This is a genomic window from Mesorhizobium sp. CA4, from assembly GCF_020165075.1.
GTDB lineage: Bacteria > Pseudomonadota > Alphaproteobacteria > Rhizobiales > Rhizobiaceae > Mesorhizobium.
Genome location: NZ_JAIUHK010000001.1, coordinates 1 through 17530, shown reverse-complemented (window position 1 = coordinate 17530; position 17530 = coordinate 1). Strand labels below are relative to the sequence as shown.

Genomic DNA, 17530 nt, shown 5'->3' with positions numbered 1-17530 from the left:
TCATGGCGAGCAACGTCTTCCGCTTCGACGAGAGCTGGGACATCCCTGAAGGCACACCCCAGGAAGTTTGGGACGTGCTCTCGGACGCTCAGCTTCTGCCGCTTTGGTGGGGCGATGCCTACAAGGAGGTCGAACCGCTCGACAAGAAGGGCAAGGGCGTCGTCGGCGCCCGCGCTAGGGCGAGAGCGCGCGGCGCCCTGCCCTACGAGCTGAACTTCATCATCGAGGCCGCCAAGCTCGACCCTGGCCGGCTCGTGGTGGTGAAGACCTTCGGCGATTTCGACGGCCTGTGGCGGGCGGAGCTGTCGCCGTCCGGGGCAGGTACCCATGTCGATCTGGTTTGGCAGGTCACGGTCGAGAGGCCGATCCTCAAACTTCTGGCGCCGATTCTGAGACCAGCCTTCGCCTGGAACCATCGCTGGACCACGCCGCGCGGCGAAGCTGGGCTCCGCCGCTACCTCGCCGCGCAACGAGCGACAAAACCCGCTTGATCACCAGTTTCGATTGAGCCAGCCGCGGGCGGGTTTCTCGACGATGTAGTAGCTCGCGACCGCGCAGGCGAACACGGCCGCCAGCATCGGGATCGTCGCGCTGCCGCGCTCATCGACGAATTTGTAGAAAGGCTGCTGCCAGAGATAAAGCGAATACGACCACAGCCCCAGCATCACCATCGGCCGCGATGACAACGGCCCTTTCAGAGTGCCGCCGGCGAAGTCGAGCATGTTGACCGCCAGTGCCAAAAGCGGCACGGCGAGCGTATAATGCAGCGGCGTCGGTATCGGGTTGCTGAACAGCAGAACGCCGGCGGCTGCGGCCGCAAGAGCCACGTGGCGGCTCTTCAGGAAGGCCGGCAGGCGCCCATCGGCCTTGAGCAGGCAGATCGCGGCCGATAGCAGGATCGAGGCGATATGCACGTCCGTGCGCCAGTAGGTAATCTCGTAGCCCATGCCGAGAACCCCGTACGAAATGGCGCCGTTGGCCATTGCCAGCAGCGCCAGCACGACCAGCAGCCGCACGACATTCGCCCTTCCGGGAACCACCACGCTGATCAGCGCCAAAAGGACATAGGAGTGCTCCTCGACGCAGAGCGACCAGATATGGTCGAGGGCGCCGGCGCGAGTGATGAAAATGCCGGCGTAATTGTAGGTGAAGGTCAGCGCCGTCAGCGCCGCCTTCCACTTGAACGCGATGTAGGTGCCGGCAAGCCCGATCATGCCGGCAATCACGAACACAAGCAGCGCGGGATAGATGCGCGAGAAACGGCGCTTGAAGAACTTCTTCAGCGGAAAACGCTCGATGAACAGGATCTCGCCCATCAGCCGGCCGCTCAGCACGAAGAAGAACTCGACGCCGAGGACGCCGAGATTGATTCCCGGGAGCGGAAAGAAATGGCCTGTCAGCACCAGCGCGATCGACAGGCCGCGCCAGCCGTCGAGATAGGCAAGTCTTGCCCTGGCTTCCCTGTCGGCTGCGGCCCGCGGTAGGACGACGGACGCGGCGGAGATGTCGGTCATACCGTGCCTTCGCAACTCGAGGTCCGCATGCGAAGTGTCGCCCGCGTCCCGGACCATCTGGTATTCCCGCCGGATTTATTTTGCAGTGCGGGATAGCTTTGTGCAAGTGCGAAGCTGCGATTTGACCGGCGTTTCCGGTCAAACCTTTGTTATGGCAAAGAAAAAGGGGCCGAAGCGGCCCCTTCTTTGACCCGCGGAGTCGCCGTTCAGGCGTTGGCGGCCATCACGGCGCGCTTGGCCATCACCGCGATCAGATTGGCGCGGTAGTCGGCGGAGGCGTGGATGTCGCTCATCAGCCCTTTTGCCGGCAGCTTGAGGCCGGCGAGTGCTGCGGCATCGAAATTCTTCGCCAGCGCCGCCTCGATCTCCTTGGAGCGGAAAACGCCGTCCTCGCCGGCGCCGGTCACCGCCACTCTCACCCCGTCCTTGCCCTTGGCCACGAACACGCCGACGATCGCGTAGCGCGAAGCCGGATTGCGGAATTTCTGGTAGGCCGCCTTGGCCGGAGCGGTAAAGCTCACCGCGGTGGCGATCTCGCCTTCCTTCAGCGCCGTCTCGAACAGGCCCTTGAAGAATTTGTCCGCCGCGATCTCGCGCTTGTTGGTGATGATCGTCGCGCCCAGCGCCAGCAGCGCAGCCGGATAGTCGGCCGCCGGATCATTGTTGGCGATCGAGCCGCCGATCGTGCCCTTGTGGCGCACCGCCGGATCGCCGATCAAGGAAGCCAGATGCGCAAGCGCCGGGCAGGCCTTCCTCAGCTTCTCGTCGCTGGAGACGTCGTAATGCGTCGTCGCGGCACCGATGGTGACCGTCTTGCCGGACACCTTGACGCCCTGCAGGTCGTTCAACCGCGACACGTCGACCAGATCGGAAGGCGACGCAAGCCGCGTCTTCATCGCGGGGATGAGCGTCATACCGCCGGAGAGCAGTTTGGCGTCGCCGTTCTTCATGAGCTTGGCGGCGTCGGCGAGGGAGGAAGCGCGATGATAATTGACGGAATACATGCTCGTTCCTCCTCAGTGCTTCGTCGCGCGGATGGTTGCCCACACCGTGGCGGGCGTCGCGGGCATGGCGATGTCGACGACGCCCAGCGCATCGGTGATGGCGTTGATGACCGCCGGCGGCGAACCGATGGCGCCGGCCTCGCCGCAGCCTTTGATGCCGAGCGGATTGCCCGGACATGGCGTGTTCGAGGTCGAGACCTGGAAGGACGGCAGGTCGTCCGCGCGCGGCATGGTGTAGTCCATGTAGCTTGCCGTCAAAAGCTGGCCGTTGGCATCGTAATGCGCGCCTTCCAGCAACGCTTGGCCGACGCCTTGGGCGATGCCGCCATGCACCTGCCCTTCGACGATCATCGGATTGATGATGTTGCCGAAATCGTCGGCCGCGACGAACTGGATGATTTCCGTCAGGCCGGTTTCCGGATCGATCTCGACCTCACAGATGTAGCAGCCGGCCGGGAAGGTGAAGTTGGACGGATCGTAGAAGGCGGTTTCCTTCAAGCCCGGCTCCATGCCGGCGGGCAGATTGTGGGCGGTATAGGAGGCGAGCGCCACCTGGAACCAGGGCAGGCTCTTGTCGGTCCCCGCCACCTTGACCTCGCCATTCTCGATGACGATGTCGCCCTCATCCGCTTCCAGCAGATGCGCGGCGATCTTCTTGGCCTTGGCTTCGACCTTGTCGAGGGCCTTGGCGACGGCCGACATGCCGACGGCACCGGAACGCGAACCGTAGGTGCCCATGCCCATCTGCACCTTGTCGGTGTCGCCATGCACGATCGAGACGGAGTCGATCGGCACGCCGAAGCGCTGGGTGACCAGCTGCGCGAAAGTCGTCTCATGGCCCTGGCCATGGCTGTGCGAGCCGGTGAGCACCTCGATCGTGCCTACGGCATTGACGCGCACCTCTGCCGATTCCCAGAGACCGACGCCGGCGCCGAGCGAGCCGACCGCCGATGACGGCGCCAGGCCGCAGGCCTCGATGTAGCAGCTCATGCCGATGCCGCGCAGCTTGCCCTGCTTGGCGGCGTCGGCGCGGCGCTTGGTGAAGCCGGCATAGTCGGCGGCCTTCATCGCCGCATCGAGCGAAGCGTTATAATCGCCCGCGTCATAGGCCATGATCACAGGCGTCTGATGCGGGAAGGACGTGATGAAGTTGCGGCGTCGAAGTTCCGCTGGCGACACGCCAAGCTCGCGCGCCGCGGTTTCCATCATCCGCTCGAGCACGTAGGTGGCCTCCGGCCGCCCGGCCCCGCGATAGGCATCGACGGGCGCCGTGTTGGTGTAGACGGTGCGCACATTGGCGTGGATCGCCGGGATGTTGTACTGGCCCGACAGCAGCGTGGCATAGAGATAGGTCGGCACGCAGGACGAGAACAGCGACATATAGGCGCCGAGATTGGCTATGGTATCGACCTTCAGCGCGGTGATGCGGTTGTCCTTGTCGAAGGCCATCTCCACCGTCGAGACATGGTCGCGGCCATGCGCGTCCGAAAGGAAGCTTTCGGTGCGGTCGGCGACCCATTTGACCGGAACGCCGGTCTTCTTCGATGCCCACAGGCAGACGATCTCTTCCGGATAGATGTAGATCTTGGAGCCGAAGCCGCCCCCGACATCGGGCGCGATCACGCGCAGCTTGTTTTCCGGCGCAACGTTGTAGAAGGCGCTCATAACCAGCCGCGCGAGATGCGGGTTCTGCGACGTCGTCCAGCAGGTATAGTGGTCCTCGGCCTTGTCGTAGTGCCCGAGCGCGGCGCGCGGCTCCATCGCATTCGGCACCAGCCGGTTGTTGACGATCTTCATGCGCGTGACATGGGCCGCCGACTTGATCGCCGCGTCGGTCGCCTTGCCGTCGCCGAGTTCCCAGTCGAAGATCAGGTTGTTGTCGGCCTCGGCATGGACCTGCGGCGCGCCGGGTTGGATGGCTTTCGTGGCGTCGACCACGGCCTTCAGTTCCTTATAGGTGATCTCGACCGCTTCCGCCGCGTCGCGCGCCTGGCCCTTGCTGTCGGCGACGACGATGACGACCGCGTCGCCGACATAGCGCACCTTGTCGACGGCTAAAGGCGACCACGCGCCCATTTTCATCGGCGTTCCATCCTTGGAGTGGATCATCCAGCCGCAGATCAAATTGCCGATGCCGTCGGCCTTGAGCTCCTTGCCTGTCAGGACGCCAATGACGCCCGGCATCGCTTGCGCCTTTTTCACGTCGATCTTTTTGATCTGCGCATGCGCGTGCGGACTGCGCACGAACACGGCATGCTTCATGCCGGGGACAACCATGTCGTCGACATAGCGGCCGCCGCCGGTGATGAACCTCTTGTCTTCCTTGCGCGCCACGCGGGCGCCGACGCCTTCGATACCCATAGGAATTCCTCCGGAATTTTAGGGGAGTAGGGCAGTAGGGGTGTATGGGAATAGGGAATGAGGAGCCGGTCGCTTACTCCCTTACTGCCCTACTCCCTATGCCCTTAAGCTGCCTGCTTCGCCTTTCCCTTGGCGCCCTTCGCCATCGTCTCCGATGCTGCGAGGATCGCCTTCACGATGTTGTGGTAGCCCGTGCAGCGGCAGATGTTGCCATCGAGCTCAGCGCGCACCATCGCCTCGTCCAGGCCTTCCGGGTAGCGCGCGATCATGTCGGTGGCCGTCATGATCATGCCCGGCGTGCAGAAGCCGCATTGCAGTCCGTGATACTCCTTGAACGCGGCCTGCACCGGATGCAGCTCTGCGCCATCCGCCAGTCCCTCGATGGTGACGATGGTCGAGCCCGAGGCCTGCGCGGCGAGCATCGTGCAGGATTTCACCGCCCTGCCGTCGACATGCACGACGCAGGCGCCGCATTGCGATGTATCGCAACCGACATGCGTTCCGGTGAGGCCCAGATGCTCTCGCAGGAAATGCACCAGCAATGTTCGGTCCTCGGCGCTCCCGCTGACCCGCCTCCCGTTCACAGTCAACGACACGTCCGACATGCAACCTCCCTGGGTATCAACCTTGGTCATTGCCGAATGCCGTGCTTGTGCTTCGGCAGTGCGTTGTTCGCGCACCGTACAATGGGCAAAACAGCGCTGCCAGCGCCGGTTGCATTGTACTTTCGGTCATAGCAAAAGCACCACGCGCCCAGCGACCGGCCCATTGCCAAAACCGGGATTGAAGGCAAAGATGCCTTCGACGCGCGCGTGCCCGACATAAAAGACACGCATAAGCCAGCGTTGGGGGAATTGCGGAGAAGGCAGCTGGCCAGTTCGAGCACACGCTATGCATCGGGCCTTTCAGCGCTCACCACGGACGAGCCGGACCCAAATGCCTTTGCCCGAGCCGTCGCGGCCGAAGCGGCGATCGTCGATGCCGGCTTCGCGCTTCTGTTCTTCTCCCAAAGCCTGGTCGACGCGGCGGCGCTCGCGCAGGCGCTGAAGGTCCATGCGCCGTCGCTCGCCTATGCCGGCTGCTCGACCGCCGGCGAAATCACGCCGCAGGGATTGGAGGAAGGGCATGCCCTTGCCCTGCTTTTGCCGTCGGCGTCGTTTTCGACCGTCAGCACCATGATTGAGAACCTCTCCACCTCCGGCATGGACGGGATCACCGGCGAGGTCGTGGAGCTCAGGCGCCTGCTGCGCGGCCGCGCCGGCCGGGAGCGGACGAAGAGCGTCTTCGCCCTCTGCTTCATCGACGGGCTTTCCTATGCCGAGGAAGCGGTGACCTCGGCCATCCACTGGGGGTTGGACGACATCCCGCTGATCGGCGGCTCGGCGGGCGACGACCTGAAATTCGAGACGACCAGCCTGATCTCGGACGGCAAGGTCAGTTCCGACAGCGCCATCATCGTGCTGGTCGCGACCGAGATCCCTTTCCACGTCTTCAAAACCGACAATTTCATCCCGACCGACGAGAAGCTGGTGGTGACAGCGTCCGACCCCGATCATCGCATCGTGCGCGAATTCAACGCCACCAACGCGGCGGAAGAATATGCCGCCTCCGTCGGCATCGTGCCGCAGACGCTGACGCCCTTGAGCTTCGCCTCGCACCCGGTCGTGGTGAAGGTCGGCGGCGAATATTATTGCCGCTCGATCCAGCGCATGCATCCCGACGGCTCGCTGTCCTTCTTCTGCGCCATCGACGACGGCGTGGTGCTTTCGATCGCACAGCCGAAGAACATGGTGGAAGCGACGCGCACCGCTCTCCAGGATGTCGAGCACAGGCTGGGCGGCATCGACATGATCCTCGGCTTCGACTGCGTGCTGCGCCGGCTCGACGCGCGCAATCGCCAGGTCTTCCGTGACATCTCCGAGCTCTATCGGACCAATAAGGTGATCGGCTTCGGCACCTATGGCGAGCAGTATCGCTCGATGCACCTCAACCAGACCTTCACCGGCATCGCCTTCGGCGAGCGCCAGGCAGCCGAGTGAGCGAGATGCCGCTTCGCGACATCGACGACCTCGAAAGGCTGAAGAAGATCAACGCCGCGCTGGTCAGCCGCGTCGAGCGCTCGATGGACCAGCAGGGCAATGCCTTCTCGCTGTTCCAAACCGCGATTTCGCTGGAAAACCGGGTGCGCAACCGCACCGAGGAATTGCACGCCACGCTGCGCCGGCTCGAGCAGTCGAACATCGACCTCAGCGCGGCGAAGGAGAACGCGGAACTCGCAAACCTCTCCAAGACCAGATTTCTCGCCGCCGCCAGCCACGACGTGCTGCAGCCGCTGAACGCTGCGCATCTGTCGGTCTCGGCGTTGACCGAGGTCCAGACCAGCGACGAAGGCAGGAAGCTGGTGCGCCAGGTCGAGCGCTCGCTGGAGACGATGGAAGACCTGTTGCGCACGCTGCTCGACATCTCCAAGCTCGACGCCGGCGTAGTGCAGCCCGAAATAGGCGATGTCAGCCTAGAGGCGCTGTTTTCCTCACTGCGGTCGGACTTCCTTCCCGAAGCGGAAAAGAAAGGCCTGTCGCTGAAATTCCGCCCGGTCAATGTCGTCGTGCGCTCCGACCGCACACTGCTCAGGCGTATCCTGCAGAACATCCTTTCCAACGCGCTCCGTTATACCCGCTCCGGCGGCGTGCTGGTCGGCACAAGGCATCGCGGCGACACCATCCGCATCGACGTCGCCGATACCGGCTGCGGCATCCCCGAGGACCAGCGCGAAGCGGTGTTCGAGGAATTCCACCGCGGCACCGCGACGCTTGCCGATGCCGGACTTGCCGGCGGGCTTGGCCTCGGCCTCGCCATCGTGCGCCGCATGGCGGCCGCGCTCGGCCACCCGGTAACCTTTTCCTCGAAGGTGGGACGCGGCACCATCTTCCACATCGACGTACCGGTCGGCATGGCGCCGGCCGAACCGGCGACGACCAGCGCCGACATGGATCGCCCGCGCGGCTACGGCCTGTTCGGCACCAAGGTGCTGCTTGTCGAGAACGACGCCGATGTGCTCGCCGCCATGACCTCGCTGCTGGAGCGCTGGCAGTGCCAGGTACGCGCCGCCACCTCGACCGACGATGCGCTCGATCTGCTCGGCGACACCGCCTGGGTGCCCGACATCGTCATCGCCGACCAGCATCTCGACGGCGGCGATCTCGGCACGTCAACGATAGCCGAAGTGCGCGACTATCTCGGCCGCCCCGTACCGGCGCTGATCGTCACCGCTGATGGTTCCGAGTTCGTCGCCAAGGCCGCCCGCGCCGCCGGCATAGAGCTGATGCGCAAGCCGCTGAAGCCGGCGCAATTGCGGGCGCTGCTGGCGCATTTGCTGGCTTAGAAATACCGCCTCAAAATCCCGCCTGGTCTCTGAACAACTCCGCATTATCCAGCTTCGACACCTCGATCACCGCTTGCGTGCGGCTATACACATTGAGCTTGCGCAGGATCTCGGAGACATGCGCCTTGACGGTGGTCTCGCCCACCTGCAGTTCGTAGGCGATCTGCTTGTTGAGCATGCCCTGGCGCAGCATCTGCAGGACCCTCAGTTGCTGCGGCGTCAGCCTGGCCAGGCGTTGCACCATGTCGGCACGGTCGGTGCTGTCGGGGTCCGGGGGCTGCCCTTCGTAATTTTCCGGCACATAGACCGCGCCATCCATCACCGAGCGGATGGCCGCGGCAAGATCGCTCTTGCGGGCCGACTTCGGGATGAAGCCGGCGGCGCCGTAGGACAACGCCTCGGAGATGATCTTCGGCTCCTCATAGCCTGACACGATCACCACCGGCAGCCGCGGGTAGCGGGTCCTCAGCTGCAACAGCCCCTCGAAGCCATGCACGTCGGGCATGCTCAAATCGAGCAGCGCGAGATCGAACGGCTTGGCGTCGGCAAGAAGCTCGATCGCTTCCGCGATCGAACGCGCCTCGACCGTGTCGACATCCGGATAGGCCATCTGCACAGCGCTGTGCAGCGCCTCGCGAAACAGCGGGTGGTCGTCGATGATCAGGAAGCGGGCGCGATCGCTGGCGGAGGTCATTGCACGGGTTCAGGCATCGGTTCGGTTTCAGTAGGCGCAGGATAGTCCCGTGACCATGGCCAGATTATTGGCAAATAGTATACGCCCAATGGTACAGCGCATTGTCGTTGAAACGACAGCGCCAATATGCGTGGGGTCGTCCTCAGTCTTGCCCGTCCGTCAAAATCGGCGGAAAGTGACACGATTTATGCCAACGCAGAGAAAACTCATGCCCGAATTCGTCCTTCCGCCGCCGGCCACTGCCTCGGTTGCCGTCGCAGGCTCGGTGGAGCGGTTTGCCGTGCGCCGCATCTTCTGCGTCGGCCGCAATTACGCCGCGCATGCGCGCGAACTCGGCAATGACGAGCGCGACCCGCCTTTCTTCTTCACCAAGCCGGCCGACGCGGTGGTCGACAGCGGCGCCGAGATCCCCTACCCGCCGCTGACTTCGAACCTGCATCACGAGATCGAGCTGGTCGTTGCCATCGGCAAGGCCGGCTTCCGCATTCCGCGCGCCGATGCGCTCGCCCATATCTGGGGCTATGGCGTCGGCGTCGACCTGACCCGCCGCGACCTGCAGGAACAGGCCAAGAAAGCTGCCCGTCCCTGGGATTGGTCGAAGGCGTTCGACCAATCCGCGCCTTGCGGACCGCTCGTTCCGGCCGCGAAATCGGGGCATCCGGAAAAAGGCCGCATCTGGCTTGCCGTCAACGGCGCGGTGAAGCAGGATGGCGACCTTGCCGAGCTGATCTGGCCGATCGCCGACATCCTCGCTATCTGCAGCGAGGCGGTCGAGCTGCAACCCGGCGACCTGATCTTCACCGGCACGCCGGCCGGAGTCGGTGCGGTCCAGGCCGGCGACAGGCTCACCGGCGGCGTCGACGGTATCGGCGAGATCGCGGTGAGCATCGGGCAGCCGAGGCGATGAGCGATCTCGTCCTCCACAATTACTACCGCTCCTCCACCTCCTACCGGGTGCGGATCGCCCTGGCGATCAAGGGGCTGGACTACACCTATGTGCCGCATCATCTGCGCCATGGCGAGCATCTCGAGCCCGCCTATCTCGCCGTCAACCCGCAAGGGCTGGTGCCGGCGCTGATTCTGGACGACGGCACGCTTTTGACCCAGTCGCTGGCGATCATCGAATATCTCGACGACATCCAGCCTGAGCCGCCGCTGCTGCCGAAGGATGCGCTGGGTCGGGCACGAGTGCGGATGCTGGCGCAAATGATCGCTTGCGACATCCATCCAGTGAACAATCTGCGCGTGCTGACCTCGCTTCGCAGTTTGTTCGGCGCCGGCGACGAGGACGTCGTCAACTGGTTCCGGCACTGGGTGAACGAAGGTTTCCAGCCGCTTGAGAAGATTCTGGCTTCGTCGCCTGAGACCGGCACCTTCTGCCACGGTGATGTGCCGGGCCTTGCCGACATCTGCCTCGCCGCCCAGGTCACCAACAATGCCCGCTTCGGCGTCGACATGGCGCCCTACCCGGTGATTGCGCGCATCAACGCCGCCTGCATGGCGCTGCCGGCGTTCCAGAAGGCAGCGCCGCAGAACCAGATCGATGCCGAGTAACGAACTGAAGGACTCCCCATGAAAGCTGTCGTCTTTGAAAAGTTCGGCGAGGCGCCGACGATCCAGACCGTTCCCGATCCGAAGCCCGCCCCGGATGGCGTGGTCATCAAGGTCGAGGCTACCGGTCTTTGCCGCAGCGACTGGCACGGCTGGATGGGCCATGATGACGGCATCACGCTGCCACACGTCCCCGGACATGAACTGGCCGGCGTCGTCGTCGCCGCCGGCAAGCAGGTCGGCCGCTGGAAGGCCGGTGATCGCGTCACGGTCCCCTTCGCCGTTGGCTGCGGCCGCTGCTTCGAATGCACGTCTGGCAACCATCAGGTCTGCGAGCATCAGACGCAGCCGGGCTTCACCGGCTGGGGCTCGTTCGCCGAATATGTCGGCATCGAGCACGCCGACACGAATTTGGTGCGCCTGCCCGAGGAGATGGAGTTCGCCACCGCCGCCAGCCTCGGCTGTCGCTTCGTCACCTCCTTCCGGGCCATCGTCGACCAGGGCCGGGTGACGCCCGGCGAATGGGTCGCGGTGCATGGCTGCGGCGGCGTGGGCCTGTCGGCGATCATGATCGCCAGCGCCATGGGCGCCAATGTGATCGCCATCGACCTCACCGACGAGAAGCTGGAGTTCGCCAAAAAGATCGGCGCGGTGGCGACGATCAACGCCTCGACGACGCCGAACGTGGTCAAGGCCATCAAGCAGATCACCAATGGCGGCGCGCATATGTCGATGGACGCGCTTGGACATCCGACCACTTCGTTCAACTCAATCTCGAATCTGCGCCGGCGCGGCCGCCATGTTCAGGTCGGGCTGATGCTGGGCGAGCATGCCCGCCCGCAGGTGCCGATGGACAAGGTGATCGCCTTCGAGCTCGAAATCCTCGGCAGTCACGGCATGCAGGCCTACCGCTATTCGGCGATGATGGACATGATCCGCACCGGCAAGCTGAAGCCCGAATTGCTGGTGGGCAAGAAGATCAGTCTCGAAGAGGCGCCGGCCGCGCTGATGGCGATGGGCGGTTTCGAAGGCATCGGCATCGGGGTGGTGACGAAGTTCTGAGCAATTCCAGGAAAAGTGTGAAACGGTTTTCCGTCTGGAATTGCGTCAAAACAAATCAGTAGGCGCTTACCGCGCGAACTTCTTCGCTCCGAACACGCAGGCCACCACGCCCAGCGTGACTACCACCATCATCGGGCTGACCTGCTCGTGCAACAGGCTCGCCGCCAGCGCCAGGCCGAAGAAGGGCTGCAGCAGCTGCAGCTGCCCGACGGCGGCGATGCCGCCTTGCGCGAGGCCGCGGTACCAGAAGACGAAGCCGATCAGCATGCTGAACAGCGAGACATAGGCGAGGCCGATCCACGCGCTCGAACCGATGGCGGCGAAAGATGGCGGCAGCGTCGCGAAGCTCAACGCCAGCATGACCGGCAGCGACAGCGCCAAGGCCCAGCAGATCACCTGCCAGCCGCCGAGCTTGCGCGACAGCTTGGCTCCTTCGGCGTAGCCCAGCCCGCAGACGATGATGGCGCCGAGCATCAGGCCGTCGCCGACCGGCGACGCGGTCACGCCTTGCGCCAGGGCGAACCCCGCGACCAAAGCGCTTCCTAGGCACGAGAACAGCCAGAAGGCCGGGCGCGGACGGTCGCCGCCGCGCAGCACGCCGAAGATCGCAGTGGCCAGCGGCAGCAGGCCGACGAAGATGATGGAATGCGCCGAGGTGACATGTTTCAGCGCCAGCGCCGTCAGCAACGGGAAGCCGACCACGACGCCCAGCGCAACGACGACGAGCGAGATCAAGTCGCCGCGCTCCGGACGCTTCTCGCGAAACAGCAGCAGCATCGCGATGCCGAGCAGGCCGGCGATCGCCGCCCTGGCCGCCGTCAGGAAGGTCGGATCGAAATCCATCACCGCCACCCGCGTCGCCGGCAGCGACCCGCTGAAGATCAGCACACCGATGAAGCCGCTGAGCCAGCCGTCAAAACTCTTTTCCATCACCCGCTCCGTTTGTGCTTCCGTACCGGGGCAGACCATGGCATCACCAGAGACAATGCGGTACAATTCGACAAAACTGTAATGGTGCACGGGGAAGTACAGATGGACATAGCGGGCCCAAACGCCAGTGGCGCCACGCTTGTCGAAACCGTCATGGCGGCAATCCGCCAGCGGATCGCGGCGCGCACGCTGACGCCCGGAGCCCGCCTGCCCTCGATCCGGGCCATGGCCAAATCCATGCAGGTTTCAAAATCGACCGTGGTCGAAGCCTATGAGCGCCTTGCGGCGGAAGGCACGATCCGTTCGCGGCCTGGCTCCGGCTTCTACGCCGCCGGCCAGCTTGCGCCATTGTCGCTGGCCGAGATCGGCCCTCGGCTTGACCGCGCCGTCGACCCGCTCTGGGTCTCGCGGCAGTCGCTCGAAGCGGGCGAGGAGATGCTGAAACCCGGCTGCGGCTGGCTGCCGGCGTCCTGGATGCCGCAGGCCGCCTTGCGCCGGGCGCTGCGCACCACTGCCCGCGCCGACGACGTGGCGCTTGCCGATTACGGCACGCCGCTCGGCCTGCCGCCACTGCGCCAATTGCTGGCAAGGCGCATGGCCGACCATGGCGTCGAGGTCTCGCCGGACCAGATCATGCTGACCGACTGCGGCACCCAGGCGATCGACCTTCTGTGCCGCTTCCTGATCGAGCCCGGCGATGCGGTCCTGGTCGACGACCCCTGCTATTTCAACTTCCATGCGCTGTTGCGCGCGCATCAGGCCAAGGTTGTCGGCGTGCCTTACACGCCTTCGGGGCCGGACATCGAGCTTTTCGCCGAGGCGCTCGCCGAGCACCGGCCGCGCCTCTACATCACCAATTCCGGCATCCACAACCCGACCGGCGCGATCCTGTCGCCGGTCACCGCGCATCGGCTCCTGAAGCTCGCCGACCAGACGGATCTCACCATCGTCGAGGACGATATCTTCGCCGACTTCGAACACAGCCCTGCTCCGAGGCTCGCTGCCTTCGACGGGCTGCAACGCGTCGTCCAGATCGGCTCCTTCTCCAAGACGTTGTCGGCTTCCATGCGTTGCGGTTTCATCGCGGCACCAGCCGACTGGATGGAAGGCCTGACCGATCTCAAGATCGCCACCACATTCGGCGGCACCCGGCTGTCCTCGGAGCTGGTGCTGAGCCTGCTGAAGGACGGCAGCTACCGAAAACATGTCGAGCAGTTGCGCACGCGCCTGTCGCGCGCCATGGCCGAGACCGCCGGCAGGCTGAAGGCGATGGGCATCGTGCCCTGGATCGACCAGCCGGCCGGCATGTTCCTCTGGTGCCGCCTGCCCGACGGCATCGACGCCGCCGACGTCGCGCGCCATGCGCTTTCGGATAATGTCGTGCTAGCGCCCGGCAATGTCTTTAGCCTGTCGCATACCGCCGCTCGCTTCATGCGCTTCAACGTCACGCAATGCTGGGATCAGCGCATCTTCGGAGCGCTTGAGAAAGCGATGTCGGCATCGCGCCGTAACAAAGCTGCATAGATGACTTGATCAGCCTGGGAACCGACTCCGCCAGGTCTGTCGAGATTCAGGTCAGGCCGAGTCGAAAATGGTGGTTTCCGAGAACCGGAGCGGAGCGTACGTCAAGTACGTGAGCACCGGAAGCGCAGGAGGCCGCCATTTGCAGACTGGCCTCACCTGAATATCGGCGGACCTAACCGGCCCGCTTGCGGCGCTCATACATCATCACCAGCGTTTCGGCCGTCAGCGCCGGCTTCTGCTCGCCCTCGATCTCGACGGTGTTGGCCGCCTTCATCAGATACTGTCCCGGGCCGAGATCCTCCATGGAAAGCAGCGTGGTGCGCAGCCTGATGCGCGCACCGGCCTTGACCGGCGCCAGGAAGCGCACCTTGTCGAAGCCGTAGTTGAAAGCGGCCTGGGTGTTTTCCGGCACGATACCCATCTCCAGCGCCAGCGCGCCGATGATCGACAAAGTCAGGTAGCCATGCGCGATCGTAGTGCGGAACGGGCTCTGCCGTTTCGCCCTATCGGGATCGACATGGATCCATTGGTGGTCGCCCGTGCACTCGGCGAACTGGTCGATGCGCTGCTGGTCTACCGTCGTCCAGTCGGACACGCCGAGCTCCTGCCCGGACATCGTTCGCAACTGTTCGAAGGTCGGCGGCGTTCTCGGCCGTGCTTCCGTCATTCCGGCTTTCCCATCACTTTTGCCTGTCTCCCGACCATGAAGCGGCGGCCACTGTCAATGCGCCGCCCCGCGATTTTCGCCGGTAGAGTTGATGCTTTTAGGCAGGCCGAGAACGCTCGGGCGCCTGCGCCGGTTGCATCGCATGTCGGTCGGTGATGGGCCCGAAATCGCCAGGTAGCTATTTCTTTTCGTAGCCGGCGCGGATTTCCGCCATCGCATCCCGGATCCGGTCGCGCAAGATCTCGACTGATTCGGTGCTGGATTTGCGCACAAGGTCAGCCACTTCGCTGGCATTCTTCAGCGTCGTCTCGAACGACCTGCGGGCAAATTCCGCCTGCTTGCTCATCAGTTCCTGCGGATTGCCGGGTGTCTGGTAGTTCTGCGCCATTCGCGTGATCTCATGAAGGGCATTCTGTACCATCTCATGCTGCCTCGCCAACACCGAGGAGGCGCCGGCCGCACTTGCCCTCGCCGACTTTTCCAGGGCTTCGAGGTTCTTGCGATGATGATCGAGGATCGCCTGAACATCGACATTCGGCAGCTTGAGGTCGCGGCCGAACCTGCTGAACATGTCGAGAAAGGAGTCTGACTCTGGTCGTTTTGCCATGCTGTGCCTCCCTGCCGGCCGCCATGCGGCGCCCTTGAAGGAGAATAGTGCTCCTTGGGCCAGCGTCAATTGACGAGGAACAGCCGCTCCGCCGTATAGAGCGCCAGGCCGGCTAGCCCGCCGATGATCATGCCGTTGAAACGGATATATTGCAGGTCCTTGCCGATATTCGTCTCGATCAGCCGCGTCAGCTGCGCCAGATCCCAGCGCTTGACCTGGTCGGCGATGAATGTCGACACGCCGCTCTTCTGGCTTTCCACGAACGAAGCCAGCGCCACGACAAAACCCTGGTTCATGTCGGCCCTGATCTGGGCGTCGTCGGCGAGATGCCTGCCGACCTCGACGAACATGTTGGCGAGATGCTCGCGGATCGTCGAATCCGGCGCATTGGCGTCCTGTTCGATGAACAGGCGCAGGCTCGTCCATGCATCGCCGGCCAGCGCCCTGACTTCCGGACGGCCCAAAAAATCGCGCTTCAGCTTCTCGGCCCGCCTTGCATATTGCTTCGAGGTCCTGAGCCGCTCGATGAAGCCAAGTACGAAGCCGTCGAATTCGGCACGCATCGGATGGTTGGGATCGGCCCGCACCTCATCGAGCAACGAGCCTGCCGAAGCGACGATCTTCTTCAAGAGGTAGGCGTCGGCACGAAACAGGTTGAACAGCGACGGCAGTTCCTCGCGGATCTTTTCGCGCATCGTTGCCAGCGCCTGCTCGTCATTGAGGAAACGCCCGACGACCCTGGTGAACTCGTCGAACAGTTTTTGGTGGCGGCGCTCATCGGTCAGCGCCGACAAAAGCTCCGCCGCGAGCGGCGCCAGCGGCACCTTTTCGATCTGCTCCAGCATGCGGCTGGTGACGAAGTCGCGCAGGCCGGATTGCTCAACCGCAGTTAGCGTCTGCGGCACCAGCCGCGCGACGAATCGCGACAGGTCGGCGGCGCGTTCGGCATCGGCCAGCCAGTCGGCGACCAAAGCGGCGAAGTCGACCTCGGCGAGCTTTTGGCGCACCGGCTCCGGCGCCAGGAAATTGACTTCGATGAAACGGCCGAGATTGTCGGCGATGCGGTGCTGGTTCTCCGGAATGATCGCCGTGTGCGGGATCGGCAGCCCGAGCGGCCGCCGGAACAGTGCCACCACGGCATACCAGTCGGCGATGCCGCCGATGGTCGCCGCCTCGGCGAAGGCCGCGACGAAACCGAGCCATGGGTAGCTGCCCTCGAAGGACTTGGCGAGCGCGAAGACCAGGATGGACAGCGCAAGCGCCCCGGCGGCGATGGACTTGGTCCGTCGCAATGCCGCGAGCTTTGCTTGCGCATCGGCGTCGAATCGAACCGGCGCGAGGGCCGGAGCTGACTGTGACATGGAAAGGCCGTTTCCTGTTTGCACCCGCCTCTATCTAGTGGCTGCCCCGCCAAAACGCTCGCTCGAAGCTTGGGAGCCATCCCTGGCCGCCATAAGCGCCGGTATGCACGAAAAGTTGACACGATTGTTCAGCTATGTACCGGTCCAATCTGGAATTGTTCCAAACTATGGGCCATATTCGGCTCAAGCTAATATTTCGCGAGGATACCATGCGGCTCACGCGCCAGACCAATTATGCGATGCGCATCCTGATGTATTGCGCCGCAAACACCGACAGGCTGAGCCGCATCCCCGAGATCGCCGCCGCCTATTCTGTGTCGGAACTGTTCCTGTTCAAGATCCTGCAGCCGCTGGTCGAGGCCGGCCTGGTCGAAACGGTGCGCGGCAGGAATGGCGGCGTCAGGCTTGGCCTTTCGGCCGAGCAGATCAGCCTGTTCGACGTCGTGCGCGTCACCGAAGAGAGCTTCGCCATGGCCGAGTGCTTCGAGAATGACGCGGCCGAATGCCCGCTGGTCGACAGCTGCGCCCTGAATTCGGCGCTGCGCGAGGCGCTCAACGCCTTCTTCGCCGTGCTCTCCCGCTACACGATCGCCGACCTCGTCGCCGCGCGCCCGAATGTGCGCAGCCTGCTCGGCATTGACCTTCTGGAGCAGCGCGCGCCCGCGGCGTGATCGGGCTCTAGCGGCTTGGTTCTCGAGGAGTGCCGCCGCCCATGACTTCCCGGGTGGGGCGCCGCCCATGGCTTTGTCATTCTAGGGCGGAGCAAGGAGCGCAGCGACGCAGCGCAGACCCGAGGATCCTGTGTGTTGGTTCTGGTGTATGGTTGAAGTGGGAAGGAGGCCGAGTGGATCCTGGTCGTCCTTTCGGACAGGC

At 64.1% G+C, this 17530-nt stretch carries 17 protein-coding genes; 8 read left to right on the top strand and 9 right to left on the bottom strand.

The window, feature by feature from the left end:
* Nucleotides 1-2: 2 nt before the first annotated feature.
* Nucleotides 3-491, top strand: coding sequence for an SRPBCC family protein (locus LB528_RS00085; protein ID WP_224713416.1), 489 nt, complete (start codon nucleotides 3-5; stop codon nucleotides 489-491).
* On the opposite strand, the gene LB528_RS00080 is transcribed toward LB528_RS00085, so the two are convergent.
* From LB528_RS00080 to LB528_RS00065, 4 genes are all read right to left on the bottom strand, one after another.
* Nucleotides 492-1514 carry an acyltransferase family protein gene (locus tag LB528_RS00080; RefSeq protein WP_224713415.1) on the bottom strand — a complete coding sequence of 341 codons (1023 nt, stop codon included), beginning with the start codon at nucleotides 1512-1514 and terminating at the stop codon, nucleotides 492-494.
* Nucleotides 1515-1720: 206 nt separating this feature from the next.
* The gene (locus tag LB528_RS00075; RefSeq protein ID WP_224713414.1) at nucleotides 1721-2518 is read right to left on the bottom strand and encodes an FAD binding domain-containing protein; all 798 of its coding nucleotides are present in this window, start codon (nucleotides 2516-2518) and stop codon (nucleotides 1721-1723) included.
* Between the two features lie 12 nt (nucleotides 2519-2530).
* Nucleotides 2531-4879 (bottom strand): xanthine dehydrogenase family protein molybdopterin-binding subunit, encoded by a 2349-nt coding sequence (locus LB528_RS00070; protein WP_224713413.1) that lies wholly within the window; start codon nucleotides 4877-4879, stop codon nucleotides 2531-2533.
* 104 nt (nucleotides 4880-4983) lie between these two features.
* Nucleotides 4984-5484 (bottom strand): (2Fe-2S)-binding protein, encoded by a 501-nt coding sequence (locus LB528_RS00065; RefSeq protein ID WP_224713412.1) that lies wholly within the window; start codon nucleotides 5482-5484, stop codon nucleotides 4984-4986.
* 207 nt (nucleotides 5485-5691) lie between these two features.
* Here LB528_RS00065 and LB528_RS00060 point away from each other — a divergent pair, with 207 nt between their 5' ends.
* Nucleotides 5692-6918, top strand: a complete 1227-nt coding sequence (locus LB528_RS00060; RefSeq protein WP_411962080.1) for an FIST N-terminal domain-containing protein — start codon at nucleotides 5692-5694, stop codon at nucleotides 6916-6918.
* Between the two features lie 5 nt (nucleotides 6919-6923).
* Nucleotides 6924-8261: a hybrid sensor histidine kinase/response regulator gene (locus LB528_RS00055; RefSeq protein WP_224713604.1), complete on the top strand. Its 1338-nt coding sequence runs from the start codon at nucleotides 6924-6926 to the stop codon at nucleotides 8259-8261.
* Between the two features lie 10 nt (nucleotides 8262-8271).
* On the opposite strand, the gene LB528_RS00050 is transcribed toward LB528_RS00055, so the two are convergent.
* Nucleotides 8272-8955, bottom strand: coding sequence for a response regulator (locus LB528_RS00050; RefSeq protein WP_224713411.1), 684 nt, complete (start codon nucleotides 8953-8955; stop codon nucleotides 8272-8274).
* 208 nt (nucleotides 8956-9163) lie between these two features.
* On the opposite strand from LB528_RS00050, the gene LB528_RS00045 reads away from it, so the two are divergent.
* From LB528_RS00045 to LB528_RS00035, 3 genes are read left to right on the top strand one after another with little or no spacing between them, the layout of a single operon-like run.
* Complete coding sequence (locus LB528_RS00045; RefSeq protein ID WP_224511195.1) at nucleotides 9164-9862, top strand: fumarylacetoacetate hydrolase family protein; 699 nt, start codon at nucleotides 9164-9166, stop codon at nucleotides 9860-9862.
* Nucleotides 9859-10509, top strand: a complete 651-nt coding sequence (gene maiA / locus LB528_RS00040) for a maleylacetoacetate isomerase (protein WP_224511192.1) — start codon at nucleotides 9859-9861, stop codon at nucleotides 10507-10509. The genes LB528_RS00045 and maiA overlap by 4 nt, the downstream gene beginning before the upstream one ends.
* 18 nt (nucleotides 10510-10527) lie before the next feature.
* Nucleotides 10528-11568, top strand: a complete 1041-nt coding sequence (locus tag LB528_RS00035; RefSeq protein ID WP_224713410.1) for a zinc-dependent alcohol dehydrogenase family protein — start codon at nucleotides 10528-10530, stop codon at nucleotides 11566-11568.
* 66 nt (nucleotides 11569-11634) lie between these two features.
* Here the strand turns inward: LB528_RS00035 and LB528_RS00030 are convergent, their stop codons facing one another.
* The gene (locus LB528_RS00030; protein ID WP_224713409.1) at nucleotides 11635-12498 is read right to left on the bottom strand and encodes a DMT family transporter; all 864 of its coding nucleotides are present in this window, start codon (nucleotides 12496-12498) and stop codon (nucleotides 11635-11637) included.
* Nucleotides 12499-12600: 102 nt separating this feature from the next.
* On the opposite strand from LB528_RS00030, the gene LB528_RS00025 reads away from it, so the two are divergent.
* Nucleotides 12601-14022: a PLP-dependent aminotransferase family protein gene (locus LB528_RS00025; RefSeq protein ID WP_224713408.1), complete on the top strand. Its 1422-nt coding sequence runs from the start codon at nucleotides 12601-12603 to the stop codon at nucleotides 14020-14022.
* 172 nt (nucleotides 14023-14194) lie between these two features.
* On the opposite strand, the gene LB528_RS00020 is transcribed toward LB528_RS00025, so the two are convergent.
* From LB528_RS00020 to LB528_RS00010, 3 genes are all read right to left on the bottom strand, one after another.
* Nucleotides 14195-14689, bottom strand: coding sequence for a MaoC family dehydratase (locus tag LB528_RS00020; protein ID WP_224713407.1), 495 nt, complete (start codon nucleotides 14687-14689; stop codon nucleotides 14195-14197).
* Nucleotides 14690-14867: 178 nt separating this feature from the next.
* Nucleotides 14868-15296 carry a phasin family protein gene (locus LB528_RS00015; protein ID WP_224713406.1) on the bottom strand — a complete coding sequence of 143 codons (429 nt, stop codon included), beginning with the start codon at nucleotides 15294-15296 and terminating at the stop codon, nucleotides 14868-14870.
* 65 nt (nucleotides 15297-15361) lie between these two features.
* Nucleotides 15362-16657, bottom strand: a complete 1296-nt coding sequence (locus LB528_RS00010; protein ID WP_224713405.1) for a DUF445 domain-containing protein — start codon at nucleotides 16655-16657, stop codon at nucleotides 15362-15364.
* 209 nt (nucleotides 16658-16866) lie between these two features.
* On the opposite strand from LB528_RS00010, the gene rirA reads away from it, so the two are divergent.
* Nucleotides 16867-17328 carry an iron-responsive transcriptional regulator RirA gene (rirA, locus tag LB528_RS00005; protein ID WP_224713404.1) on the top strand — a complete coding sequence of 154 codons (462 nt, stop codon included), beginning with the start codon at nucleotides 16867-16869 and terminating at the stop codon, nucleotides 17326-17328.
* The last annotated feature ends 202 nt before the right edge of the window (nucleotides 17329-17530 follow it).

Bases quoted from the DNA above. Each gene is read 5' to 3' on its own strand.
- LB528_RS00025 (WP_224713408.1), top strand. From the start codon at position 12,601: ATGGACATAGCGGGCCCAAACGCCAGTGGCGCCACGCTTGTCGAAACC.
- LB528_RS00085 (WP_224713416.1), top strand. From the start codon at position 3: ATGGCGAGCAACGTCTTCCGCTTCGACGAGAGCTGGGACATCCCTGAA.
- LB528_RS00075 (WP_224713414.1), bottom strand. From the start codon at position 2,518: ATGTATTCCGTCAATTATCATCGCGCTTCCTCCCTCGCCGACGCCGCC.
- LB528_RS00035 (WP_224713410.1), top strand. From the start codon at position 10,528: ATGAAAGCTGTCGTCTTTGAAAAGTTCGGCGAGGCGCCGACGATCCAG.
- maiA (WP_224511192.1), top strand. From the start codon at position 9,859: ATGAGCGATCTCGTCCTCCACAATTACTACCGCTCCTCCACCTCCTAC.
- LB528_RS00030 (WP_224713409.1), bottom strand. From the start codon at position 12,498: ATGGAAAAGAGTTTTGACGGCTGGCTCAGCGGCTTCATCGGTGTGCTG.
- rirA (WP_224713404.1), top strand. From the start codon at position 16,867: ATGCGGCTCACGCGCCAGACCAATTATGCGATGCGCATCCTGATGTAT.
- LB528_RS00070 (WP_224713413.1), bottom strand. From the start codon at position 4,879: ATGGGTATCGAAGGCGTCGGCGCCCGCGTGGCGCGCAAGGAAGACAAG.
- LB528_RS00020 (WP_224713407.1), bottom strand. From the start codon at position 14,689: ATGACGGAAGCACGGCCGAGAACGCCGCCGACCTTCGAACAGTTGCGA.
- LB528_RS00010 (WP_224713405.1), bottom strand. From the start codon at position 16,657: ATGTCACAGTCAGCTCCGGCCCTCGCGCCGGTTCGATTCGACGCCGAT.
- LB528_RS00045 (WP_224511195.1), top strand. From the start codon at position 9,164: ATGCCCGAATTCGTCCTTCCGCCGCCGGCCACTGCCTCGGTTGCCGTC.
- LB528_RS00015 (WP_224713406.1), bottom strand. From the start codon at position 15,296: ATGGCAAAACGACCAGAGTCAGACTCCTTTCTCGACATGTTCAGCAGG.
- LB528_RS00065 (WP_224713412.1), bottom strand. From the start codon at position 5,484: ATGTCGGACGTGTCGTTGACTGTGAACGGGAGGCGGGTCAGCGGGAGC.
- LB528_RS00050 (WP_224713411.1), bottom strand. From the start codon at position 8,955: ATGACCTCCGCCAGCGATCGCGCCCGCTTCCTGATCATCGACGACCAC.
- LB528_RS00055 (WP_224713604.1), top strand. From the start codon at position 6,924: ATGCCGCTTCGCGACATCGACGACCTCGAAAGGCTGAAGAAGATCAAC.
- LB528_RS00080 (WP_224713415.1), bottom strand. From the start codon at position 1,514: ATGACCGACATCTCCGCCGCGTCCGTCGTCCTACCGCGGGCCGCAGCC.